Below are 22,761 nucleotides of genomic sequence, written 5' to 3'. Positions count from 1 at the left end.
CCATTTTGCTTTTGTTGTAATAAATAGCGTCGAAAGACAACAGTGGAGCTAGTAGATGGCAACTATCAACCAGCTGGTACGTCAGCCGCGCAAGCGTATCGTCGAGAAATCCGACGTTCCTGCGCTGCAGAACTGCCCGCAGCGTCGTGGCGTGTGCACCCGCGTGTACACCACCACGCCGAAGAAACCGAACTCCGCACTGCGTAAAGTGTGCCGTGTTCGTCTGACCAACGGTTTTGAAGTCACCTCCTACATCGGTGGTGAAGGTCACAACCTGCAAGAGCACAGCGTCGTGCTGATCCGTGGCGGTCGTGTAAAAGACCTTCCGGGTGTGCGCTACCACACTGTTCGCGGTTCGCTGGATACCACCGGCGTTAAAGACCGTAAGCAGGGTCGCTCGAAGTACGGTACCAAGCGTCCGAAGTAATTCGGTTCGCCATTTTTCTTTTTATTGAGTCGATAAGAGTAAGGTCGGGCGTAACCGAATGGTTATGGTCCCGGGCTAACCTGAAGACCGTTTGAGGGCTTATCATGCCAAGACGTCGTGTAGCAGCTAAGCGTGAGATTCTGGACGATCCGAAATACGGAAGCCTGATTCTCGCCAAATTCATGAACCACGTGATGGAAAGCGGCAAGAAAGCAGTCGCCGAGCGCATCGTTTACGGTGCCCTGGAAACTGTTAAAGCGCGCAAGAACAGCGATCCCCTGGAGATCTTCGAGAAAGCTCTCGACGCCATCGCTCCGCTGGTCGAAGTGAAGTCCCGCCGTGTTGGCGGTGCGACTTACCAGGTTCCGGTCGAAGTTCGTCCGTCCCGTCGTAATGCCCTGGCCATGCGTTGGCTGGTGGATTACGCGCGTAAGCGTGGCGAGAAGTCCATGGCTCTGCGCCTTGCTGGCGAGCTGCTGGATGCTGCTGAAGGCAAAGGCGCCGCAGTGAAGAAGCGTGAAGACGTGCACCGTATGGCTGAAGCCAACAAGGCCTTCTCGCACTACCGCTTCTAATTTCAGCGCTTCTAAATTTGCGAGGGCTTTATGGCTCGTACTACACCGATTAACCGGTACCGTAACATCGGTATCGTCGCTCACGTGGACGCGGGTAAAACCACGACCACCGAGCGTGTGCTTTTCTACACCGGCAAAAGCCACAAGATGGGCGAGGTGCATGACGGCGCCGCGACCACCGACTGGATGGTGCAGGAGCAGGAGCGTGGTATTACCATTACTTCTGCTGCCATTACCGCTTTCTGGAAAGGTTCCGAGAAGCAGTACAAGGACGAGCATCGCTTCAACGTCATCGACACCCCGGGGCACGTTGACTTCACCATCGAAGTAGAGCGCTCGCTGCGCGTACTCGACGGCGCTGTCGTTGTGTTCTGCGGCACCTCGGGCGTTGAGCCGCAGTCGGAAACCGTATGGCGTCAGGCCAACAAATACGGCGTTCCGCGTCTTGTTTACGTGAACAAGATGGACCGTGCCGGTGCTGACTTCCTGCGCGTGATCGGACAGATCAAGCAGCGCCTGGGTCACACTCCGGTGCCGATCCAGCTGGCTATCGGTTCCGAAGACAACTTCCAGGGTCAGATCGATCTGATCAACATGCAAGCTGTCTACTGGAACGATGCTGACAAGGGCATGGTTCCTGTGCGCAAGGAAATTCCGGCGGAATTGCTGGAAGAAGCCGAGCAGTGGCGCAGCAACATGGTTGAGGCTGCGGCCGAAGCCAACGAAGAGCTGATGAACAAGTACCTGGAAGGCGAAGAGCTGACCATTGCTGAGATCAAGTCGGCCCTGCGTCAGCGTACTATCGCTGGTGAAATCGTTCTGGCTGTTTGCGGTTCTTCCTTCAAGAACAAGGGTGTTCCCCTGGTTCTCGACGCCGTTATCGACTTCCTGCCTGCTCCTACCGACATTCCCGCTATCAAGGGTTCCAACCCGGATAACGAGGAAGAGGAAATGGAGCGTCACGCAAGTGACGACGAGCCGTTCGCGGCGCTGGCGTTCAAGATCGCTACCGACCCATTCGTGGGTACCTTGACCTTCGTTCGCGTTTACTCGGGCGTATTGGCCTCCGGCGACGGCGTGGTCAACTCGGTTAAAGGCAAGAAAGAGCGCGTGGGTCGTATGGTGCAAATGCACGCAAACGCCCGCGAAGAGATCAAGGAAGTACGCGCTGGCGACATCGCGGCCTTGATCGGCATGAAGGACGTCACCACCGGTGAAACTTTGTGCAACGCTGACAAGCCGATCATCCTGGTTCGCATGGACTTCCCGGAGCCGGTTATTTCGGTTGCCGTAGAGCCTAAGACCAAGGACGACCAGGAAAAAATGGGTATCGCTCTGGGCAAGCTTGCTCAGGAAGACCCGTCTTTCCGCGTCAAGACCGATGAGGAGACTGGCCAGACCATCATCTCCGGCATGGGCGAATTGCACCTGGACATCCTGGTTGACCGGATGCGCCGTGAGTTCAACGTCGAAGCCAACATCGGTAAGCCTCAGGTTTCCTATCGTGAGCGCATCACGAAGAACTGCGAAATCGAAGGCAAGTTCGTTCGTCAGTCCGGCGGTCGTGGTCAGTTCGGCCATTGCTGGATCCGTTTTGCTCCTGCTGACGAAGGTCAGGAAGGTCTGCAGTTCGTGAACGAAGTAGTGGGTGGTGTGGTTCCTAAGGAATACATCCCGGCTATCCAGAAGGGTATCGAAGAGCAGATGAAGAACGGCGTTGTTGCCGGCTATCCGCTGATCGGCCTGAAGGCTACCGTGTTTGATGGTTCCTACCACGACGTCGACTCCAACGAGATGGCGTTCAAGGTGGCTGCCTCCATGGCAACCAAGCAACTGGCCCAGAAGGGCGGTGGTGAGTTGCTTGAGCCGATCATGGCGGTAGAGGTTGTTACCCCTGAAGACTATATGGGTGACGTGATGGGCGACCTTAACCGCCGTCGCGGCATGATCTTGGGTATGGAAGACACGGTCTCCGGCAAAGTAATTCGCGCCGAAGTTCCGCTGGGTGAGATGTTCGGTTATGCGACCGACGTCCGTTCCATGTCTCAGGGTCGCGCGAGCTACTCTATGGAATTCAAAAAATACAATACGGCTCCGTCGCACATCGTCGAGTCTGTAACCAAAAAACAAGGCTGATTCAGCCCTTTAGGCAAGGAGTTCACTGTCGTGGCTAAAGAAAAGTTTGAACGTAACAAACCGCACGTCAACGTAGGCACCATCGGTCACGTTGACCACGGTAAAACCACCCTGACCGCAGCTCTGACCCGCGTTTGCTCCGAAGTATTCGGTTCGGCTCGCGTTGACTTCGACAAGATCGACAGCGCCCCGGAAGAAAAAGCTCGCGGTATCACCATCAACACCGCTCACGTTGAGTACGACTCGGCTGTTCGCCACTACGCGCACGTTGACTGCCCGGGCCACGCCGACTACGTCAAAAACATGATCACCGGTGCTGCCCAGATGGACGGCGCGATCCTGGTTTGCTCCGCTGCTGACGGTCCGATGCCGCAGACCCGCGAGCACATCCTGCTGTCCCGTCAGGTAGGTGTTCCGTACATCGTGGTCTTCCTGAACAAGGCTGACATGGTTGACGACGCCGAGCTGCTGGAACTGGTTGAGATGGAAGTTCGTGACCTGCTGTCGACCTACGACTTCCCGGGCGACGACACTCCGATCATCATCGGTTCCGCTCTGATGGCTCTGAACGGCCAGGACGACAACGAAATGGGCACCAGCGCTGTTAAGAAGCTGGTTGAAACTCTGGACAGCTACATCCCAGAGCCGGTTCGTGCCATCGACAAGCCGTTCCTGATGCCGATCGAAGACGTATTCTCGATCTCCGGCCGCGGTACTGTAGTTACCGGTCGTGTAGAGCGCGGTATCGTCAAGATCCAGGAAGAAATCGAGATCGTTGGTCTGCGTGACACCACCAAGACCACCTGCACCGGCGTTGAAATGTTCCGCAAGCTGCTCGACGAAGGTCGTGCTGGCGAGAACTGCGGCGTTCTGCTGCGCGGCACCAAGCGTGACGACGTAGAGCGTGGTCAGGTTCTGGCCAAGCCGGGCACCATCAAGCCGCACACCAAGTTCGAAGCTGAAGTGTACGTGCTGTCCAAAGAAGAAGGCGGTCGTCACACTCCGTTCTTCAAGGGCTACCGTCCGCAGTTCTACTTCCGTACCACCGACGTAACCGGTTCGTGCGAACTGCCGGAAGGCGTTGAAATGGTAATGCCGGGCGACAACGTGAAAATGGTTGTCACCCTGATCAAGCCGATCGCCATGGAAGATGGTCTGCGTTTCGCGATTCGCGAAGGCGGCCGTACCGTTGGTGCTGGCGTGGTTGCCAAGATCGTCGAGTAATCGATTGTCGCGGTAAAGGAAAAGGCCCTTCGGGGCCTTTTCTGTTTTCTGGACAAAAGTTGACACCCCCAGGGCGCATCCGTACAATCACGCCTCCTTTTAACGGGCGTAGTCCGTCCGTTGGGGATAGCAGAGATAGAGTCTGAGGTCAAAATGCAAAACCAACAAATCCGTATTCGGTTGAAGGCTTTTGACCATCGCCTGATCGATCAATCCACCCAGGAAATCGTGGAAACCGCGAAACGTACTGGTGCTCAGGTGCGTGGTCCTATTCCTCTGCCTACTCGCAAGGAGCGTTTCACCGTACTGACTTCTCCGCACGTCAACAAAGACGCGCGTGATCAGTACGAGATTCGCACTCATAAGCGTGTTCTGGACATCGTCCAGCCGACGGATAAAACCGTTGACGCGCTGATGAAGCTCGACCTTGCAGCTGGCGTGGAAGTGCAGATCAGCCTCGGCTAAAACCTTGGGGTTTTAGTCGTGTAACGCTCTGAAATGGGCGGCCATAGCGGGTGAAAGCCCCGTACACTCATGAGGTTTACAACATGACTATTGGTGTAGTCGGTCGTAAGTGCGGCATGACCCGCATTTTCACCGAAGAAGGTGTCTCCATTCCGGTTACGGTCATTGAGATCGAGCCGAATCGCGTCACCCAGTTCAAAACTGAAGAAAGCGATGGCTATCGCGCCGTGCAGGTTACCGTTGGTGAGCGTCGTGCTTCCCGCGTAACCAAGGCTCAGGCTGGCCACTTTGCCAAGGCAAATGTTGCTGCTGGTCGCGGTGTCTGGGAATTCCGTCTTGAAGAAGGCGAGTACCAGGCTGGCGATCAGATCACCGCTGAGTTGTTCCAAGCTGGTCAGCTGGTGGATGTCACCGGTGAATCCAAGGGTAAAGGCTTTGCCGGTACCATCAAGCGTTGGAACTTCCGTGGTCAGGACAATACCCACGGTAACTCCCTCTCTCACCGCGTCCCGGGCTCCATCGGCCAGTGCCAGACTCCTGGTCGTGTATTCAAGGGCAAAAAAATGTCCGGTCATATGGGCGCTGAGCGCGTGACCGTGCAGTCCCTGGAAGTTGTGCGCGTCGACGCTGAACGCAATCTGCTGCTGGTCAAGGGTGCCGTTCCTGGCGCTACTGGCGGCAATCTGGTTGTGCGTCCGGCTACCAAGGCTCGCGGTTAAGGGGAGATGCTGAGATGCAATTGAATGTAACTAACGCTCAGGCGATCGAAGTCTCCGACGCGACTTTCGGCAGCGAATACAACGAGACCCTGGTTCACCAGGCCGTTGTCGCCTACATGGCTGGCGGTCGTCAGGGCAGCAAGCAGCAGAAGACTCGTTCCGACGTGTCCGGTGGCGGCAAGCGTCCGTGGCGTCAGAAGGGCACTGGTCGTGCTCGTGCTGGTACCACTCGTGGTCCGATCTGGCGTGGCGGTGGTGTGACCTTCGCAGCTCGTCCGCAGAACCATGACCAGAAGCTCAACAAGAAGATGTATCGCGCCGCTCTGCGCTCGATCCTCTCCGAGTTGGTGCGTGCTGATCGCCTGGTTGTCGTGGAAGACTTCGCCGTTGATGCACCGAAAACCAAGGTTCTCCTGGACAAGCTGAATGGCATGGGTCTGAACGACGTTCTGATCGTGTCCGATGCTGTCGACCAGAACCTGTACCTGGCTGCGCGCAACCTGCCGCACGTCGACGTACGCGACGTTCAAGGTTCCGATCCTGTCAGCCTGATCGCCTACGACAAGGTGCTGGTCACCGTGTCTGCCGTGAAGAAATTCGAGGAGCTGCTGGGATGAACCAGGAACGCGTATTTAAAGTGCTGGTTGGCCCGCATGTCTCCGAGAAAGCCACTGTGCTGGCGGACGGCAAGAGCCAATTCGTTTTCAAGGTTGCCACTGATGCAACCAAGCTGGAAATCAAGAAGGCCGTCGAAAGCCTGTTCAACGTGAAAGTGGCCGCTGTTAATACCGTGAATGTTCTCGGTAAAAGCAAGCGCACCGCTCGCGGCGTTGGCAAGCGTAACGACTGGAAGAAGGCGTACATCGCTCTTCAGCCGGGCCAGGACATCGATTTCGCCAGCAGTGCTGAGTAAGGTAGGGGTGCATCATGGCAATCGTTAAATGCAAACCGACTTCCGCTGGCCGCCGTTTCGTGGTCAAGGTGGTCAATCAGGAGCTGCACAAAGGCGCTCCTCATGCTCCGCTGCTCGAGAAGAAGTCGAAGACTGGCGGCCGTAACAACAACGGTCGTATCACCACTCGTCACATCGGTGGTGGTCACAAGCAGCACTATCGTCTGGTCGATTTCCGTCGCAACGACAAAGATGGCATCCCAGCCACTGTCGAGCGTATCGAATACGATCCGAACCGTACCGCGCACATCGCTCTGCTGAAGTACGCTGACGGTGAGCGTCGCTACATCATCGCGCCGAAGGGCGTGAGCGCTGGTGATCAGCTGATCGCTGGTTCCGCTGCTCCGATCAAGGCTGGCAACAGCATGTCGCTGCGCAGCATCCCGGTGGGTTCGACCGTTCACGGTATCGAGCTGAAGCCAGGTAAAGGTGCTCAGATCGCGCGTTCCGCTGGTGCTTCGGCTCAGCTGGTTGCTCGTGAAGGTGCTTACGTCACGCTGCGTCTGCGCTCCGGCGAGATGCGTAAAGTACTGGCTGAATGCCGTGCGACCCTGGGCGAAGTCTCGAACTCCGAGCACAGCCTGCGTTCGCTGGGTAAAGCTGGTGCCAAGCGCTGGCGCGGTGTTCGCCCGACCGTTCGCGGTGTGGCGATGAACCCGGTAGACCACCCACATGGTGGTGGTGAAGGTCGTACCTCTGGTGGCCGTCATCCGGTGTCTCCATGGGGCTTCCCGACTAAGGGCGCGAAGACTCGTGGTAACAAACGCACCGACAACATGATCGTCCGTCGTCGCAAGTAACTAGAGGGATACGACAGTGCCGCGTTCTCTGAAAAAAGGTCCTTTTATCGATCTTCACCTACTGAAGAAGGTCGAAGTGGCGATGGAAAAGAATGATCGCAAGCCGGTTAAAACCTGGTCGCGCCGTTCCATGATCCTGCCGCAAATGGTCGGTCTGACCATCGCTGTACATAACGGTCGTCAACACGTCCCCGTTCTCGTGAACGAAGACATGGTCGGTCATAAACTCGGCGAGTTCGCTGGTACCCGCACTTATCGTGGGCACGTGGCGGACAAGAAAGCCAAGCGTTAAGGGGTTAGGAAATGGAAGTAGCCGCTAAGTTGTCGGGCGCTCGCATCTCCGCCCAGAAAGCCCGCTTGGTCGCCGACCAGATCCGCGGGAAGAAGGTGGGCGAAGCGCTCAACCTCCTGGCTTTCAGCAGTAAGAAAGCCGCCGAGATCATGAAGAAAGTGCTGGAGTCGGCCGTAGCCAACGCCGAGCACAACGAAGGCGCAGACGTTGATGACCTGAAGGTCAGCACCGTTTTCGTCAACGAGGGGCGTTCGCTGAAGCGCATCATGCCGCGTGCCAAAGGCCGCGCTGATCGCATCGTCAAGCGGTCTTGCCATATCACTGTCAAGGTTGCGGACAAGTAACGGAGTCGATCAGATGGGTCAGAAAGTACATCCCACTGGCATTCGCCTGGGAATCGTCAAGGAGCACACCTCCGTTTGGTACGCAGACAAGCGTCAATACGCTGATTATCTGTTTGCCGACCTCAAGGTTCGTGAGTATCTCCAAGACAAACTAAAAAGCGCGTCCGTAAGCCGTATCGACATTGCTCGTCCGGCTCAGACTGCACGCATCACCATCCACACCGCTCGTCCCGGCATCGTGATCGGCAAGAAAGGTGAAGATGTTGAGAAGCTGCGTCAGGACCTGACCAAGCAAATGGGTGTGCCGGTGCACATCAACATCGAAGAGATCCGTAAGCCGGAACTCGACGGTCTGTTGGTCGCACAGAGCGTTGCTCAGCAGCTGGAGCGTCGTGTGATGTTCCGCCGCGCCATGAAACGTGCCGTACAAAACGCCATGCGTATTGGTGCCAAGGGCATCAAGATCCAGGTGAGCGGTCGTCTTGGCGGTGCAGAAATCGCCCGTACCGAATGGTATCGCGAAGGTCGTGTGCCTCTGCACACCCTGCGTGCCGATATCGATTACGCCACTTACGAAGCGCACACCACTTACGGTGTGATCGGTGTGAAGGTTTGGATCTTCAAAGGTGAGGTCATCGGTGGCCTCAAAGAAGAGCTGAAACCACAAGCGCCCGCTCCTCGTAAAAAAGCTGCCAAGTAAGGAGTACGCAAAATGCTGCAACCCAAGCGTACAAAATTCCGCAAGCAGATGACTGGCCACAACCGTGGTCTGGCTCAGCGCGGTAGCAAAGTCAGCTTCGGCGAATTCGCCCTGAAAGCTGTCGCACGTGGTCGCCTGACTGCTCGTCAGATCGAGTCGGCTCGTCGTGCCCTGACTCGTCACGTTAAGCGTGGCGGTAAAATCTGGATCCGTGTTTTCCCGGACAAGCCTGTAACCAAAAAGCCCCTCGAAGTTCGTATGGGTAAAGGGAAGGGCGGCGTCGAGTACTGGGTAGCCCAGATTCAGCCGGGCAAGGTTCTGTACGAGATCGAAGGTGTTCCAGAAGAGCTGGCGCGTGAGGCATTCGCCCTGGCTGCTGCAAAGCTGCCCCTCGCCACCTCCTTTGTTAAGCGGACGGTGATGTGATGAAAGCGAATGAACTTCGTGAAAAATCGGTTCAGCAGCTGAACGAGCAACTGCTCGGTCTGCTGCGCGATCAGTTCAATCTGCGTATGCAGAAAGCAACTGGTCAGTTGGGGCAGTCTCACCTGCTCTCGCAAGTGAAGCGCGACATTGCTCGCGTGAAGACTGTGCTCACCCAGCAGGCAGGTAAGTAATCATGGCTGAAGCTGAGAAAACCGTCCGCACGCTGACTGGCCGCGTCGTCAGCGACAAAATGGACAAGACCATCACCGTTCTGATCGAGCGCCGCGTTAAGCACCCGATCTACGGTAAATACGTGAAGCGTTCGACCAAACTGCACGCCCACGACGAAACCAATCAGTGCCGCATTGGCGACAAGGTCACCATTCGTGAGACCCGTCCGCTGGCCAAGACCAAGTCTTGGGCACTGGTCGAAGTCGTCGAACGTGCCGTGGAAGTCTAAGGACTAGGGGTCGGAGAAATTATATGATTCAGACTCAATCCATGCTCGACGTCGCTGACAACAGCGGTGCTCGTCGCGTTATGTGCATCAAGGTCCTTGGTGGTTCGCACCGTCGCTACGCCGGTATCGGCGACATCATCAAGGTCACCGTTAAGGAAGCAATTCCGCGCGGTAAAGTGAAGAAAGGCCAGGTGATGACCGCTGTCGTGGTCCGCACTCGTCACGGCGTTCGTCGTCCTGATGGCTCGATCATCCGCTTTGATGGCAACGCTGCTGTTCTGCTGAACAACAAGCAAGAGCCGATCGGCACCCGTATCTTCGGGCCAGTGACTCGTGAACTTCGTTCTGAGAAGTTCATGAAGATCGTCTCGCTCGCCCCCGAAGTGCTGTAAGGAGAAGCCGTCATGCAAAAGATTCGTCGTGATGACGAGATCATCGTGATCGCCGGCAAAGACAAAGGTAAGCGTGGCAAGGTGCTCAAGGTTCTCGCTGACGACCGTCTGGTCGTTGGTGGGATCAACCTGGTGAAGCGCCATACCAAGCCGAACCCGATGCTGGGTGCTCAAGGCGGTATCGTCGAGAAAGAGGCGCCTCTGCACGTCTCTAACGTCGCCATTTTCAACAATGAAACCAACAAGGCTGACCGCGTTGGCTTCAAAGTTGAAGACGGTAAGAAAATTCGTGTCTTCAAGTCCACCCAAAAGCCGGTTGGCGCTTGAGAATCATAGGTAGAACACCATGGCACGACTGAAAGAGATTTACCGGAAGGAAATCGCGCCCAAGCTGAAGGAAGAACTGAAGCTGGCGAACGTGATGGAAGTTCCGCGCGTTACCAAGATCACCCTGAACATGGGTATCGGCGAGGCGATCGGCGACAAGAAAGTCATCGAGCACGCTGTTGCTGACCTGGAAAAGATCACCGGTCAAAAAGCCGTCGTGACCTATGCCCGCAAGTCGATTGCAGGCTTCAAGGTTCGCGAGGGCTGGCCGATCGGCGTCAAGGTGACCCTGCGTCGCGATCGTATGTACGAATTCCTGGATCGCCTGCTCGCGATCTCCCTGCCGCGCGTGCGTGACTTCCGCGGCCTGAATGCCAAGTCCTTCGACGGTCGTGGTAACTACAGCATGGGCGTCAAAGAGCAGATCATTTTCCCGGAAATCGATTACGACAAGATCGATGCGCTGCGTGGTCTGGACATTACCCTGACCACCACTGCCCGTACGGACGACGAAGGCCGCGCTCTGCTGCGTGCATTCAAGTTCCCGTTCCGCAACTGATTGGAGTTGGATCATGGCCAAAATGAGCATGAAAAACCGTGAGCTGAAGCGTCAGCAAACGGTAGCCAAGTACGCCAAGAAGCGTGCCGAGCTGAAAGCTGTCATCGCCAACCCTAACTCCACTGCGGAGCAGCGTTGGGAAGCCCAGGTAGCCCTGCAAAAGCAACCGCGTGACGCCAGCGCCAGCCGCCTGCGTAACCGTTGCCGCATCACCGGTCGTCCGCACGGCGTGTACCGCAAGTTCGGCCTCGGCCGTATCAAGCTGCGCGAAGCTGCGATGCGTGGTGATGTGCCGGGTCTGGTCAAGGCCAGCTGGTAATAAAAGCGAAGCCGGCCTAGTGCCGGCTTTGTCTTTCTATGAATCAAGCCCCTTTTGGGGCTTGATTCATTTTTGATCGGTCTCTAGAATGTCCGGCTCTCCTGAGCCTGCATTCTGTGCGCCGGTTCAGGATGGTTCCAGCCGTAAGGCTGTTCTTTTTGTTTAGGAGCATCTAGCCCATGAGTATGCAGGACCCGTTAGCGGACATGCTAACTCGTATCCGTAATGCCCAGATGGCTGAAAAGTCCGTCGTAAGCATGCCGTCTTCCAAGCTGAAGGTGGCTGTAGCCCAGGTTCTGAAGAACGAAGGTTATATTGCGGGTTATCAGATCAGCAGCGACGTAAAACCGCAGCTGTCCATCGAGCTGAAGTACTTCGAAGGCCGTCCGGTCATTGAAGAAGTAAAACGCGTCAGCCGCCCTGGTCTGCGCCAGTACAAGCCCGTCGATCAGCTGCCGAAAGTTCGCGGCGGTCTCGGTGTATCCATCGTCTCCACCAACAAGGGTGTGATGACGGATCGCGCTGCGCGCGCTGCCGGTGTCGGCGGCGAAGTGCTTTGCACTGTGTTCTAAGGGGGGATAAGCATGTCTCGCGTTGCTAAGAACCCCGTCAAGCTACCGGCAGGTGTCGAGATTAATCTCGCTGGCCAGAAGCTTTCGGTTAAGGGTGCCAAGGGCACTCTGGAGCTGAATGTACATTCGTCCGTGGAAGTGACCCAGGAATCTGGTGAGCTGCGTTTTGCTGCGCGTAATGGCGATCAGCAGAACCGTGCCATGGCCGGTACCACTCGTGCGTTGGTCAACAACATGGTCATTGGCGTCAGCCAGGGCTTTGAGCGCAAGCTGCAACTGGTTGGTGTGGGCTACAAAGCCCAGGCTAAAGGCCAGGTGCTGAACCTTGCTCTGGGCTTCTCGCACCCGGTGGACTACCAACTGCCGGAAGGCATCACCGCTGAAACCCCGAGCCAGACCGATATCCTGATCAAGGGTATCGACAAGCAAATGGTTGGTCAGGTGGCTGCCGAGATTCGCGACTTCCGTCCGCCAGAGCCGTACAAAGGCAAAGGTGTGCGTTACGCCGACGAAGTCGTCCGTCGTAAAGAAGCTAAGAAGAAGTAGGGCATAGCAAATGAGCGTAAAGAAAGAAACTCGTCTGCGCCGTGCTCGCAAGGCACGCCTGAAAATGCGCGAGCTGGAAACCGTACGCCTCTGCGTGTATCGCTCTTCCCAGCATATCTACGCCCAGGTCATTTCGGCCGACGGCGCCAAGGTCCTGGCTACCGCCTCGACTCTGGACAAAGAACTGCGTGACGGCGCCACTGGCAACGTCGACGCGGCCAAGAAGGTTGGCCAGCTGGTCGCTGAGCGTGCGAAAGCCGCTGGCGTTACCCAGGTTGCGTTCGATCGTTCTGGCTTCAAGTACCATGGCCGTGTGAAAGCGCTGGCTGATGCTGCTCGTGAAGGCGGGCTGGAGTTCTAAGTTATGGCAAATAACGAGCAAAAGCGCGATCGCGGTAACCGTGACGATGCGCAGAGCGATGGCTACACGGAGAAGCTGGTTCAGGTTAACCGTGTTGCCAAGACCGTAAAGGGTGGCCGTATCTTTACCTTCACCGCGCTGACCGTGGTGGGTGATGGCAATGGTCGCGTCGGTTTCGGTCGTGGCAAGTCCCGCGAAGTGCCTGCTGCCATCCAGAAAGCGATGGAAGCTGCACGCCGCAACATGATTCAGGTCGACCTGCGTGGCAATACTCTGCAGTACGAGATGAAAGCAGTTCATGGCGCGTCCCACGTGTTCATGAAGCCTGCTTCTGAAGGTACCGGCATCATCGCTGGCGGCGCCATGCGTGCTGTGCTGGAAGTGGCGGGCGTGCAGAACGTTCTGGCCAAGTGCTACGGCTCGACTAACCCGGTGAACGTGGTTCATGCCACCTTCAAGGGTCTGAAGGCCATGCAGTCCCCTCAGTCCATTGCTGCCAAACGCGGCAAGAGCGTTGAGGAGATCCGCTAATGGCTACCGTCAAAGTTACGCTGATCAAGAGCATGACCGGTCGTATCCCTAACCACAAACTGTGCGTTAAGGGTCTGGGTCTGCGTCGCATCGGTCACACTGTAGAAGTCCTGGATACTCCCGAGAATCGCGGGATGATCAACAAGGCTTACTACATGCTGCGCGTCGAGGGTTAATCGATGAAACTCAATGATCTGAGTCCTGCGCCGGGTTCCCGTCGCGAGAAGCATCGTCCGGGTCGTGGTATTGGTAGTGGTTTGGGCAAGACCGGTGGCCGCGGCCACAAAGGTCAGACCTCCCGCTCCGGTGGCACCATCGCTCCGGGCTTCGAGGGTGGTCAACAGCCGTTGCACCGCCGTCTGCCGAAGTTCGGCTTCGTTTCCCTGAAAGCCATGGATCGCGCCGAAGTGCGTACCTCCGAGCTGGCCAAGGTGGAAGGCGACGTCGTTACCGTGCAGTCGCTGAAGGATGCCAACCTGATTAACCAAAACGTACGGCGTGTGAAAGTCATGCTGTCCGGCGAGGTTACTCGTGCGGTTACCCTGAAAGGTATCGCCGTCACCAAAGGTGCGCGTGCGGCTATCGAAGCAGCTGGCGGCAAGTTCGAGGACTAAATGGCTAAGCAAGGTGCTCTCTCAGCGCTCAGCAATGGCGGGTTGTCCGAGCTGTGGGCTCGGCTGCGTTTTCTGTTCCTGGCGATCATCGTCTATCGGATCGGTGCGCACATTCCGGTGCCCGGAATAAACCCTGACCGGCTGGCCGAGCTGTTTCGACAGAATGAGGGGACCATTCTTAGCCTGTTCAACATGTTTTCCGGCGGCGCGCTGGAGCGGATGAGCATCTTTGCACTGGGGATCATGCCGTACATTTCGGCATCGATCATCATGCAGCTGATGACCGTCGTCAGCCCGCAGCTGGAGCAGTTGAAGAAGGAAGGGGAAGCTGGCCGTCGCAAGATCAGCCAGTACACCCGCTACGGCACTTTGATCCTGGCTATCGTTCAGGCTGTCGGCATGGCCGTCGGTCTGGCGAGTCAGGGTGTAGCGTTTTCGACTGATTTCGGCTTCCACTTCGTGGCGGTGACGACCTTTGTGTCGGGCGCCATGTTCATGATGTGGCTGGGCGAGCAAATCACCGAGCGCGGTGTCGGCAACGGTATCTCGATGCTGATTTTTGCTGGCATCGTGGCCGGTTTGCCGTCGGCAATCGGGCAGTCTTTCGAGTCTGCTCGTCAGGGCGATATCAATATCTTCGCCCTGATTGCCATCGGTCTGTTGGCGGTAGCGATCATCGGTTTCGTGGTGTTCATTGAGCGTGGCCAGCGTCGCATTGCGGTGCACTACGCCAAGCGTCAGCAGGGCCGCAAGGTCTTCGCTGCGCAGACCAGCCACCTGCCGCTGAAGGTGAACATGGCGGGCGTAATTCCGGCCATTTTTGCCAGCAGTATCCTGCTGTTCCCGGCCTCGCTGGGTTCCTGGTTTGGTCAGTCCGAAGGTCTGGGCTGGCTGCAGGATATTTCGCAGGCGATCGCTCCCGGTCAGCCGTTGAACATTCTGCTGTTTAGTGCAGGGATCGTTTTCTTCTGCTTCTTCTATACGGCGCTGATGTTCAACCCGAAAGACGTAGCGGAAAACCTGAAGAAGTCCGGTGCCTTTATTCCGGGTATCCGTCCGGGTGAGCAATCTGCACGCTATATCGATGGTGTGCTGACTCGCTTGACCATGTTCGGTGCTCTGTACATGACGGCTGTTTGCCTGCTGCCCCAGTTCCTGGTGGTTGCGGCGAATGTACCGTTCTACCTTGGCGGGACCTCGTTGCTGATCGTGGTCGTGGTTGTGATGGACTTTATGTCTCAAGTGCAATCTCACCTCGTTTCGCACCAGTACGAATCCCTGATGAAGAAAGCCAACCTGAAGGGTTATGGCGGCGGAATGCTCCGCTGACATCGCGTCCGTAAGGTTCTAGGAGTTACTGATGAAAGTTCGTGCATCGGTCAAGAAGCTGTGCCGTAACTGCAAGATCATTCGCCGCGAAGGTGTTGTTCGCGTGATCTGCAGCGCGGAGCCGCGTCACAAGCAGCGCCAAGGCTGAGTGTGAGTTACGCGTAATGAGCCCGGCAGCTAGTGCGCTGCCGGGTTGATTCTTTGTTACTACAGCGCTAATATCGCGCGCCCTATTTCTTGGCTTCCAGGGCGTGGGTAGCTGTCAATTGGAGTTCCACTGAATGGCCCGTATTGCAGGCGTCAACATTCCGGATAACAAGCACACTGTTATCTCGCTGACCTACATCTACGGTGTTGGTCGGACTACTGCTCAGAAAATCTGTGCAGTCACCGGTGTCAACCCGGCGGTAAAGATCAAAGATCTCTCTGACGAGCAGATCGAGCAGCTGCGTGGCGAAGTCGCCAAGTTCACCACTGAAGGTGACCTGCGCCGCGAAATCAACATGAAAATCAAGCGTCTGATGGACCTGGGCTGCTACCGCGGTCTGCGCCATCGCCGTGGCCTTCCGGTCCGCGGTCAGCGCACCAAGACCAACGCGCGTACCCGTAAGGGCCCGCGTAAGCCGATCCGCAAGTAATTGCGCCCGCGAATCGACAGGAAATAAGTCATGGCTAAGCCTGCTGCTCGTACTCGTAAGAAAGTCAAAAAGACAGTGGTTGATGGGATCGCCCACATTCACGCGTCTTTCAACAACACCATCGTGACCATTACCGACCGTCAAGGTAACGCCCTGTCCTGGGCTACCTCCGGTGGTTCCGGTTTCCGCGGCTCCCGTAAGTCCACCCCGTTCGCTGCCCAGGTGGCTGCTGAGCGTGCTGGTCAAGCAGCCCTGGAATACGGCCTGAAAAACCTCGACGTCAACGTCAAGGGTCCAGGTCCAGGTCGCGAATCCGCTGTCCGTGCATTGAACGGCTGCGGCTACAAAATCGCCAGCATCACCGACGTGACGCCAATCCCGCATAACGGGTGCCGTCCGCCGAAGAAGCGTCGCGTGTAATAGGAGACAGTGAAGAATGGCTCGTTACATTGGTCCCAAATGCAAACTGTCTCGTCGTGAAGGCACTGATCTCTTCCTGAAGAGTGGTGTGCGCGCGCTTGAATCGAAATGCAACATCGAATCGGCTCCTGGCCAGCACGGCGCTCGCCGTGGTCGTCAGTCCGACTACGGTACCCAGCTGCGTGAGAAGCAGAAAGTTCGCCGTATCTACGGTGTGCTCGAGCGTCAGTTCAGCAGCTACTACAAACTGGCTGCCAGCCGTAAAGGCGCTACCGGCGAAAACCTCCTGCAACTGCTCGAGTGCCGTCTGGATAACGTGATTTACCGTATGGGCTTTGGTGCTACCCGCGCCGAATCCCGTCAGCTGGTATCGCACAAAGCGATCACCGTGAACGGTTCGACCGTGAACGTCCCGTCCTACCAGGTTAAAGCTGGTGACGTCGTGGCAGTTCGCGAAAAGGCGAAGAACCAGCTGCGCATCGTGCAAGCTCTCGAGCTTTGCGCCCAGCGCGGTCGCGTTGAGTGGGTAGACGTAGACACTGAGAAGAAATCGGGCGTGTTCAAAAGCGTTCCGGCTCGCAGTGATCTGTCCGCCGACATCAACGAAAGCCTGATTGTCGAGCTCTACTCCAAGTAAGGGCTAGAAAATAGGTGCATCCATGCAGATTTCGGTAAATGAGTTCCTGACCCCCCGTCATATCGACGTTCAGGTGGTCAGTTCGACCCGCGCCAAGATCACTCTCGAGCCTCTCGAGCGTGGCTTTGGCCACACCCTGGGCAACGCGCTGCGTCGCATCCTGTTGTCCTCCATGCCTGGCTGTGCAGTAGTCGAGGCCGAGATTGACGGTGTACTCCATGAGTACAGCGCCATCGAAGGTGTTCAGGAAGATGTCATTGAGATCCTCCTGAACCTGAAAGGTTTGGCTATCAAGCTGCACGGTCGTGACGAAGTCACCCTGACTCTGGCCAAGAAGGGCTCGGGTGTGGTCACTGCTGCCGATATTCAGCTGGATCACGATGTCGAGATCGTCAACGGCGATCACGTTATCGCCAACCTGGCGGACAACGGTGCTCTGAACATGCGTCTCACCGTGCGTCGTGGCCGTGGCTACGAGCCGGCTGATTCGCGTCAGAGCGATGAAGACGAAAGCCGTAGCATCGGCCGTCTGCAGCTGGACTCCTCGTTCAGCCCGGTCCGTCGTGTGGCTTACGTGGTTGAAAACGCCCGCGTCGAGCAGCGTACCAACCTGGATAAACTGGTCATTGACCTGGAAACCAACGGTACTCTGGATCCGGAAGAGGCTATCCGTCGTGCTGCGACCATCCTGCAACAGCAGCTGGCCGCGTTCGTCGACCTCAAAGGTGACAGCGAGCCGGTCGTGGTTGAGCAGGAAGACGAGATCGATCCGATCCTGCTGCGTCCGGTTGACGACCTTGAACTGACCGTTCGTTCGGCCAACTGCCTCAAGGCGGAGAACATTTACTACATCGGCGACCTGATCCAGCGTACCGAAGTAGAACTGTTGAAAACTCCGAACCTGGGCAAGAAGTCGCTCACCGAGATTAAGGACGTACTGGCCTCTCGTGGCCTGTCCCTCGGCATGCGTCTCGACAACTGGCCGCCGGCAAGCCTGAAAAAAGACGATAAGGCGACTGCCTGATCGTCACGATCACCGAACTTGAAGTTTGGTAAGGAATTGAACCATGCGTCATCGTAAAAGTGGCCGTCACCTCAGCCGCACCAGCGCCCACCGCAAGGCCATGTTCCAGAACATGGCGGTTTCGCTGTTCGAGCACGAGCTGATCAAAACTACTCTGCCGAAAGCCAAAGAACTGCGCCGCGTTGCCGAGCCGCTGATCACTCTGGCTAAAGAAGACAGCGTTGCTAACCGTCGTCTGGCCTTCGACCGTACTCGTTCGAAAGCTATCGTTGGCAAACTGTTCAACGATCTGGGCAAGCGCTACGCCACCCGTCAGGGCGGCTACCTGCGTATCCTCAAGTGCGGTTTCCGCGCTGGCGACAATGCTCCGATGGCTTATGTTGAACTGGTTGACCGTCCGGTCGCTGGTGCAGCAGTAGACGCCGAGTAAGACCTCACGGTCTGCGAAGAACCGGGCCCAGTGCCCGGTTTTTTGTGTCTGCAGAAAAGGCGTGTGCAGGTGTGGATTGGCTGGCAGCTGTTCTGGCGAGCGTCTGCGCTAAGCAGCGAATAGCACGCATAAAAAAGGCCGGGCATTGCCCGGCCTTTTGCTGCGCGGCGGGTTTAGCCCCGATCACGCTCCAGCAGCGGCTTGAGGAAGTGCCCGGTATGCGACTGCGGCATCTCGGCGACTTCTTCCGGGGTGCCGGTGGCGATGATCATGCCGCCCTTGGAGCCGCCTTCTGGGCCGAGGTCGATCAGCCAATCCGCGGTCTTGATCACGTCCAGGTTGTGCTCGATCACCACCACGGTGTTGCCGTGGTCGCGCAGGCGGTGCAGCACGTCGAGCAGTTGCTGGATATCGGCGAAGTGCAGGCCGGTGGTCGGCTCATCGAGGATGTACAGAGTCTTGCCGGTGTCGCGCTTGCTCAGCTCGCGGCTCAGCTTGACCCGCTGTGCCTCGCCGCCGGACAGGGTGGTCGCCGACTGACCGAGCTTGATGTAGGACAGGCCGACATCCATCAGGGTTTGCAGCTTACGCGCCAGCGCTGGCACCGCGTCGAAGAACTCGCGGGCCTCCTCGATGGTCATCTCCAGCACCTCGTGGATACTCTTGCCCTTGTACTTGATCTCCAGCGTTTCGCGGTTGTAGCGCTTGCTCTTGCACACGTCGCACGGCACGTAGATGTCCGGCAGGAAGTGCATTTCCACCTTGATCAGGCCGTCGCCCTGGCAGGCTTCGCAGCGCCCGCCCTTGACGTTGAAGGAGAAGCGCCCGGCGCCGTAGCCGCGCGAGCGTGATTCCGGTACGCCGGCGAACAGCTCGCGGATCGGGGTGAACAGGCCGGTGTAAGTCGCCGGATTCGAGCGCGGCGTGCGGCCGATCGGGCTCTGGTCGATGTCGACCACCTTGTCCAGGTGCTGCAGGCCGTCGATGCTGTCGTGGGCGGCGGCCTCCAGGGTGGTGGCGCCATTCAGCGCGGTGGCCGCCAGTGGGAACAGGGTGTTGTTGATCAGCGTCGACTTGCCCGAGCCGGACACGCCGGTGACGCAGGTGAGCAGGCCGAGCGGGATTTCCAGGTCGACGTTGCGCAGGTTATTGCCGCGCGCGCCCTTGATCTTCAGCGCCAGCTTCTTGTTGCGCGGGGTGCGCTGCGCCGGGTAGCGGATCTTCACCCGTCCGGACAGGTACTTGCCGGTCAGCGAGTCCGGGTGGGCCATGACCTCGGCCGCCGTACCTTCGGCGACGATGCGCCCGCCATGCACGCCGGCACCCGGGCCGATATCCACCACGTAGTCGGCCATGCGGATGGCGTCCTCGTCGTGCTCGACCACGATCACCGTGTTGCCGATGTCGCGCAGGTGACGCAGGGTGCCGAGCAGGCGCTCGTTGTCGCGCTGGTGCAGGCCGATGGAGGGCTCGTCGAGGATGTACATCACCCCGACCAGGCCGGCGCCGATCTGGCTGGCTAGGCGGATGCGCTGGGCCTCGCCGCCGGACAGGGTGTCGGCGCTGCGGTCCAGGGTCAGGTAGTCGAGGCCGACGTTGACCAGAAACTGCAGGCGCTCGCGGATTTCCTTGAGAATCTTGTCGGCGATCTCGCCGCGCCGGCCGGTCAGCGCCAGGCTGCCGAAGTAGTCGGCGGCATCACCGATCGGCAGGCCGGTGACGGCGGGCAGGGTGCGCTCGCCGACCCACACATGCCGCGCCTCACGGCGCAGACGGGTACCGCGGCAGTCCTGGCAGGCCTGGGTGCTGAGGAACTTGGCCAGTTCCTCGCGCACGGTGGTCGATTCGGTCTCGCGGTAACGCCGCTCCAGGTTCGGCACGATGCCTTCGAAGGGGTGCGCGCGCTTGACGATGTCACCACGGTCGTTGAGGTAGCGGAACTCGACGTTGTCCTTGCCGCTGCCATGCAGGATGGCCTGGCGATCTTCCTGGCTGAGTTCCTCGAACGGCACCTCCAGGCTGAAGCCATAGTGTGCGGCCAGCGAGCCGAGCATCTGGAAGTAGTAGACGTTGCGCCGGTCCCAGCCGCGGATCGCGCCTTCGGCCAGGGTCAGCTCGGCATTGACCAGGCGCCGGGTGTCGAAGAACTGCTTCACACCGAGACCGTCGCAGGTCGGGCAGGCGCCGGCCGGATTGTTGAAGGAGAACAGCTTGGGTTCCAGTTCGCTGATCGAGTGACCGCAGACCGGGCAGGCGAAGCGCGCGGAGAAGATGATTTCCTCGCCCGGCTCCTCATCCATCGGCGCCACCAGGGCCAGGCCGTCGGCCAGCTTCAGTGCGGTCTCGAACGACTCGGCCAGGCGTTGCTGCAGGTCCTCACGTACCTTGAAACGGTCGACCACCACGTCGATGGAATGCTTCTTCTGCTTGTCCAGCTTGGGCAATTCGTCCAGCTCATACAGCTTGCCGTTGACCCGTGCGCGGACGAAGCCCTGGGCGCGCAGTTCCTCGAACACCGACAGGTGCTCGCCCTTGCGCTCGCGAATCACCGGGGCCAGCAGCATCAGCTTGCTGCCTTCCGGCAGGGCCAGCACCTGGTCGACCATCTGGCTGACGGTCTGCGCCTCCAGTGGCAGGTCGTGGTCCGGGCAGCGCGGAATACCGACGCGGGCATAGAGCAGGCGCAGGTAGTCGTAGATCTCGGTGATGGTGCCGACGGTGGAGCGCGGGTTGTGCGAAGTGGACTTCTGTTCGATGGAGATCGCCGGCGACAGGCCTTCGATGGTGTCGACGTCGGGCTTTTCCATCATCGACAGGAACTGCCGGGCATAGGCCGACAGCGATTCGACGTAGCGGCGCTGACCCTCGGCGTACAGCGTGTCGAAGGCCAGCGACGACTTGCCGGAACCGGACAGGCCGGTGATCACGATCAGTTTGTCGCGCGGCAGGGTCAGGTCGATGTTTTTCAGGTTATGGGTACGCGCCCCACGAATCAGAATCTTATCCACGAACAGCAGCCTCGTTTGGCGCCTGGAAACCGCCAAGTATACGGCTCCGTAGCACCTAGCGGCAAAGCGTCACGCCTGTGCCGCACGGCTTGCGGCTGATAGAATCGCCGCCTCGTTTTCATGGGGTTTATCGATGCACGATCCGCACAGCGAACGCATGAGCGCCGGCGAGACGCGCGCGGCTAGCGGCCTGGCCCTGGTGTTCGCCTTCCGCATGCTGGGCATGTTCATGGTGCTGCCGGTGCTGGCCACCTATGGCATGGATCTGCAAGGCGCCACGCCGCTGCTGATCGGCCTGGCCATCGGCGCCTACGGCCTGACCCAGGCACTGCTGCAGATTCCCTTCGGCATCCTCTCCGACCGCATCGGGCGCCTGCCGGTGATCTACGTCGGCTTGCTGATCTTCGCTGCCGGCGCGGCCCTGGCGGCCACCGCCGACTCCATCTGGGGAGTGATTGCCGGCCGCGTGCTGCAGGGCGCTGGGGCGATTTCTGCGGCGGTGATGGCGCTGCTCTCCGACCTGACCCGCGAACAACACCGCACCAAGGCCATGGCCATGATCGGCATGAGCATCGGCCTGTCGTTCGCCGTGGCCATGGTCACCGGCCCGCTGCTGACCCGCGCCTACGGCTTGTCCGGGCTGTTCTGGGTCACGTCCGGCATGGCCCTGCTGGGCATCCTGATCGTCGCCGGCATGGTCCCGCGTGCCTCCAGCACCCTGCAGCACCGCGAGTCCGGGGTGGCCAGGCAGGCACTGTGGCCGACCCTGCGCAACCCCGACCTGCTGCGTCTGGACCTGGGCATCTTCGTTCTCCACGCCATCCTTATGGCCAGTTTTATCGCCCTGCCGCTGGCGCTGGTGGAGCAGGGCGGGCTGGCCAAGGAAGAGCACTGGTGGGTCTACCTCAGCGCGCTGCTCATCGGCTTCTTCGGCATGGTGCCGTTCATCATCTACGCCGAGAAGAAACGGCAGATGAAGCGCGTGCTGACCGGCGCGGTGCTGGTGCTGCTGTTGTGCGAACTGTTCTTCTGGCTGTGCGGCAACAGCCTGCGCCTGCTGGTGCTGGGCATCATCCTGTTTTTCACCGCGTTCAACCTGCTGGAGGCTTCGCTGCCGTCGCTGATCAGCAAGGTCTCGCCGGCGGGTGGCAAGGGCACGGCGATGGGCGTGTACTCCACCAGCCAGTTTCTCGGCGCGGCGCTGGGCGGCATCCTCGGTGGCTGGCTGTACCAGATTGGTGGCCTCGACGCTGTGTTCGTCGGATGTGCGCTGCTGGCTCTTTTCTGGGTTTTTATAGCTGCTACTATGCGCGAGCCGCCTTACGTGACCAGTCTGCGCCGGCCGCTGAGTACCGCGGCCCTGGCCGATACCGGACTGGTGGGGCGCCTGCTGGCCATCCCCGGCGTCAGTGACGCCGTGGTTGTCGCCGAGGAAGCGGCCCTGTACATCAAAGTGGACACCCAACAATTGGATCGTGCGTTGTTCGAGCGGGAGCTCGAAGAGGCGCCGGTTACGCATTCAGCTTAGGAGAAC

At 58.5% G+C, this 22,761-nt stretch carries 34 protein-coding genes; 33 read left to right on the top strand and 1 reads right to left on the bottom strand.

All coding sequences use genetic code 11. The annotated features are described in order from the left end of the window. Window positions 1–55 precede the first annotated feature (55 nt). The 32 genes from rpsL to rplQ all read left to right on the top strand — a co-directional run bounded on the left by rpsL (window position 56) and on the right by rplQ (window position 18,219). Window positions 56–427 carry a 30S ribosomal protein S12 gene (rpsL, locus tag LRS11_RS02465; protein ID WP_021217014.1) on the top strand — a complete coding sequence of 124 codons (372 nt, stop codon included), beginning with the start codon at window positions 56–58 and terminating at the stop codon, window positions 425–427. A gap of 104 nt (window positions 428–531) precedes the next feature. Further along, the gene (gene rpsG / locus LRS11_RS02460) at window positions 532–1,002 is read left to right on the top strand and encodes a 30S ribosomal protein S7 (RefSeq protein WP_173203028.1); all 471 of its coding nucleotides are present in this window, start codon (window positions 532–534) and stop codon (window positions 1,000–1,002) included. Window positions 1,003–1,032: 30 nt separating this feature from the next. Then, window positions 1,033–3,138 carry an elongation factor G gene (gene fusA / locus LRS11_RS02455; protein ID WP_260495366.1) on the top strand — a complete coding sequence of 702 codons (2,106 nt, stop codon included), beginning with the start codon at window positions 1,033–1,035 and terminating at the stop codon, window positions 3,136–3,138. A gap of 30 nt (window positions 3,139–3,168) precedes the next feature. Then, the gene (gene tuf / locus LRS11_RS02450; RefSeq protein WP_173203010.1) at window positions 3,169–4,362 is read left to right on the top strand and encodes an elongation factor Tu; all 1,194 of its coding nucleotides are present in this window, start codon (window positions 3,169–3,171) and stop codon (window positions 4,360–4,362) included. Window positions 4,363–4,515: 153 nt separating this feature from the next. Further along, a complete protein-coding gene (gene rpsJ, locus LRS11_RS02445) occupies window positions 4,516–4,827 on the top strand; it encodes a 30S ribosomal protein S10 (protein ID WP_013789756.1) in 312 nt (103 codons plus the stop codon). A gap of 83 nt (window positions 4,828–4,910) precedes the next feature. After that, the gene (rplC, locus tag LRS11_RS02440; RefSeq protein WP_173203032.1) at window positions 4,911–5,546 is read left to right on the top strand and encodes a 50S ribosomal protein L3; all 636 of its coding nucleotides are present in this window, start codon (window positions 4,911–4,913) and stop codon (window positions 5,544–5,546) included. 14 nt (window positions 5,547–5,560) lie between these two features. Continuing rightward, window positions 5,561–6,163, top strand: coding sequence for a 50S ribosomal protein L4 (rplD, locus tag LRS11_RS02435; protein WP_173203034.1), 603 nt, complete (start codon window positions 5,561–5,563; stop codon window positions 6,161–6,163). Beyond that, window positions 6,160–6,459 carry a 50S ribosomal protein L23 gene (rplW, locus tag LRS11_RS02430; RefSeq protein ID WP_160082942.1) on the top strand — a complete coding sequence of 100 codons (300 nt, stop codon included), beginning with the start codon at window positions 6,160–6,162 and terminating at the stop codon, window positions 6,457–6,459. Before rplD ends, rplW begins: the two co-directional genes overlap by 4 nt. Window positions 6,460–6,473: 14 nt before the next feature. Then, window positions 6,474–7,298 (top strand): 50S ribosomal protein L2, encoded by an 825-nt coding sequence (gene rplB, locus LRS11_RS02425; RefSeq protein ID WP_173203036.1) that lies wholly within the window; start codon window positions 6,474–6,476, stop codon window positions 7,296–7,298. Window positions 7,299–7,314: 16 nt separating this feature from the next. Beyond that, a complete protein-coding gene (gene rpsS, locus LRS11_RS02420; protein ID WP_173203038.1) occupies window positions 7,315–7,590 on the top strand; it encodes a 30S ribosomal protein S19 in 276 nt (91 codons plus the stop codon). Between the two features lie 11 nt (window positions 7,591–7,601). Further along, on the top strand, window positions 7,602–7,934 hold the full coding sequence (rplV, locus tag LRS11_RS02415; RefSeq protein ID WP_003103908.1) for a 50S ribosomal protein L22: 333 nt from the start codon (window positions 7,602–7,604) through the stop codon (window positions 7,932–7,934). Window positions 7,935–7,947: 13 nt separating this feature from the next. Beyond that, complete coding sequence (rpsC, locus tag LRS11_RS02410; RefSeq protein WP_160082938.1) at window positions 7,948–8,634, top strand: 30S ribosomal protein S3; 687 nt, start codon at window positions 7,948–7,950, stop codon at window positions 8,632–8,634. A gap of 12 nt (window positions 8,635–8,646) precedes the next feature. Next, window positions 8,647–9,060, top strand: a complete 414-nt coding sequence (gene rplP, locus LRS11_RS02405) for a 50S ribosomal protein L16 (protein ID WP_160082936.1) — start codon at window positions 8,647–8,649, stop codon at window positions 9,058–9,060. Next, window positions 9,060–9,251 (top strand): 50S ribosomal protein L29, encoded by a 192-nt coding sequence (gene rpmC, locus LRS11_RS02400; protein ID WP_160082934.1) that lies wholly within the window; start codon window positions 9,060–9,062, stop codon window positions 9,249–9,251. Before rplP ends, rpmC begins: the two co-directional genes overlap by 1 nt. Window positions 9,252–9,253: 2 nt before the next feature. Beyond that, window positions 9,254–9,520 (top strand): 30S ribosomal protein S17, encoded by a 267-nt coding sequence (gene rpsQ, locus LRS11_RS02395; protein WP_173203040.1) that lies wholly within the window; start codon window positions 9,254–9,256, stop codon window positions 9,518–9,520. Window positions 9,521–9,543: 23 nt separating this feature from the next. After that, entirely contained in the window at window positions 9,544–9,912 is a 369-nt protein-coding gene (gene rplN, locus LRS11_RS02390) for a 50S ribosomal protein L14 (RefSeq protein ID WP_003289207.1), read from the top strand. A 12-nt stretch (window positions 9,913–9,924) separates the two neighbouring features. Continuing rightward, window positions 9,925–10,239, top strand: a complete 315-nt coding sequence (gene rplX, locus LRS11_RS02385) for a 50S ribosomal protein L24 (protein ID WP_173203042.1) — start codon at window positions 9,925–9,927, stop codon at window positions 10,237–10,239. A 19-nt stretch (window positions 10,240–10,258) separates the two neighbouring features. Further along, window positions 10,259–10,798, top strand: a complete 540-nt coding sequence (gene rplE / locus LRS11_RS02380) for a 50S ribosomal protein L5 (protein WP_260495365.1) — start codon at window positions 10,259–10,261, stop codon at window positions 10,796–10,798. 13 nt (window positions 10,799–10,811) lie between these two features. Further along, on the top strand, window positions 10,812–11,117 hold the full coding sequence (rpsN, locus tag LRS11_RS02375; protein WP_173203046.1) for a 30S ribosomal protein S14: 306 nt from the start codon (window positions 10,812–10,814) through the stop codon (window positions 11,115–11,117). A gap of 179 nt (window positions 11,118–11,296) precedes the next feature. Next, a complete protein-coding gene (gene rpsH / locus LRS11_RS02370) occupies window positions 11,297–11,689 on the top strand; it encodes a 30S ribosomal protein S8 (protein WP_160489004.1) in 393 nt (130 codons plus the stop codon). 12 nt (window positions 11,690–11,701) lie between these two features. After that, window positions 11,702–12,235 (top strand): 50S ribosomal protein L6, encoded by a 534-nt coding sequence (gene rplF, locus LRS11_RS02365; RefSeq protein ID WP_173203048.1) that lies wholly within the window; start codon window positions 11,702–11,704, stop codon window positions 12,233–12,235. A 10-nt stretch (window positions 12,236–12,245) separates the two neighbouring features. Beyond that, window positions 12,246–12,596, top strand: coding sequence for a 50S ribosomal protein L18 (rplR, locus tag LRS11_RS02360; RefSeq protein ID WP_021219603.1), 351 nt, complete (start codon window positions 12,246–12,248; stop codon window positions 12,594–12,596). Between the two features lie 3 nt (window positions 12,597–12,599). Next, window positions 12,600–13,127 (top strand): 30S ribosomal protein S5, encoded by a 528-nt coding sequence (gene rpsE / locus LRS11_RS02355; RefSeq protein ID WP_173203049.1) that lies wholly within the window; start codon window positions 12,600–12,602, stop codon window positions 13,125–13,127. Beyond that, a complete protein-coding gene (rpmD, locus tag LRS11_RS02350; RefSeq protein WP_003186033.1) occupies window positions 13,127–13,303 on the top strand; it encodes a 50S ribosomal protein L30 in 177 nt (58 codons plus the stop codon). The genes rpsE and rpmD overlap by 1 nt, the downstream gene beginning before the upstream one ends. Window positions 13,304–13,306: 3 nt before the next feature. Then, window positions 13,307–13,741, top strand: a complete 435-nt coding sequence (gene rplO / locus LRS11_RS02345; protein WP_260495364.1) for a 50S ribosomal protein L15 — start codon at window positions 13,307–13,309, stop codon at window positions 13,739–13,741. After that, complete coding sequence (gene secY, locus LRS11_RS02340; RefSeq protein WP_173203051.1) at window positions 13,742–15,070, top strand: preprotein translocase subunit SecY; 1,329 nt, start codon at window positions 13,742–13,744, stop codon at window positions 15,068–15,070. Window positions 15,071–15,101: 31 nt separating this feature from the next. Then, entirely contained in the window at window positions 15,102–15,218 is a 117-nt protein-coding gene (gene rpmJ / locus LRS11_RS02335; protein WP_002555468.1) for a 50S ribosomal protein L36, read from the top strand. Between the two features lie 133 nt (window positions 15,219–15,351). Then, the gene (gene rpsM, locus LRS11_RS02330; RefSeq protein ID WP_068829029.1) at window positions 15,352–15,708 is read left to right on the top strand and encodes a 30S ribosomal protein S13; all 357 of its coding nucleotides are present in this window, start codon (window positions 15,352–15,354) and stop codon (window positions 15,706–15,708) included. Window positions 15,709–15,738: 30 nt separating this feature from the next. Then, a complete protein-coding gene (gene rpsK / locus LRS11_RS02325; RefSeq protein ID WP_068829030.1) occupies window positions 15,739–16,128 on the top strand; it encodes a 30S ribosomal protein S11 in 390 nt (129 codons plus the stop codon). 16 nt (window positions 16,129–16,144) lie between these two features. Beyond that, the gene (gene rpsD / locus LRS11_RS02320) at window positions 16,145–16,765 is read left to right on the top strand and encodes a 30S ribosomal protein S4 (RefSeq protein ID WP_173203058.1); all 621 of its coding nucleotides are present in this window, start codon (window positions 16,145–16,147) and stop codon (window positions 16,763–16,765) included. A 22-nt stretch (window positions 16,766–16,787) separates the two neighbouring features. Further along, window positions 16,788–17,789: a DNA-directed RNA polymerase subunit alpha gene (locus LRS11_RS02315; protein ID WP_173203060.1), complete on the top strand. Its 1,002-nt coding sequence runs from the start codon at window positions 16,788–16,790 to the stop codon at window positions 17,787–17,789. A gap of 43 nt (window positions 17,790–17,832) precedes the next feature. Beyond that, window positions 17,833–18,219, top strand: coding sequence for a 50S ribosomal protein L17 (gene rplQ / locus LRS11_RS02310; protein ID WP_160347644.1), 387 nt, complete (start codon window positions 17,833–17,835; stop codon window positions 18,217–18,219). 173 nt (window positions 18,220–18,392) lie between these two features. Here the strand turns inward: rplQ and uvrA are convergent, their stop codons facing one another. Then, the gene (uvrA, locus tag LRS11_RS02305) at window positions 18,393–21,227 is read right to left on the bottom strand and encodes an excinuclease ABC subunit UvrA (protein ID WP_260495363.1); all 2,835 of its coding nucleotides are present in this window, start codon (window positions 21,225–21,227) and stop codon (window positions 18,393–18,395) included. A 133-nt stretch (window positions 21,228–21,360) separates the two neighbouring features. On the opposite strand from uvrA, the gene LRS11_RS02300 reads away from it, so the two are divergent. Then, complete coding sequence (locus tag LRS11_RS02300; protein ID WP_260495362.1) at window positions 21,361–22,755, top strand: MFS transporter; 1,395 nt, start codon at window positions 21,361–21,363, stop codon at window positions 22,753–22,755. The last annotated feature ends 6 nt before the right edge of the window (window positions 22,756–22,761 follow it).

It is taken from the genome of Pseudomonas sp. J452, assembly GCF_024666525.1.
GTDB lineage: Bacteria > Pseudomonadota > Gammaproteobacteria > Pseudomonadales > Pseudomonadaceae > Aquipseudomonas.
Note: the sequence above shows the minus strand (reverse complement) of the source record. Positions and strands in the feature narration are given on the sequence as shown.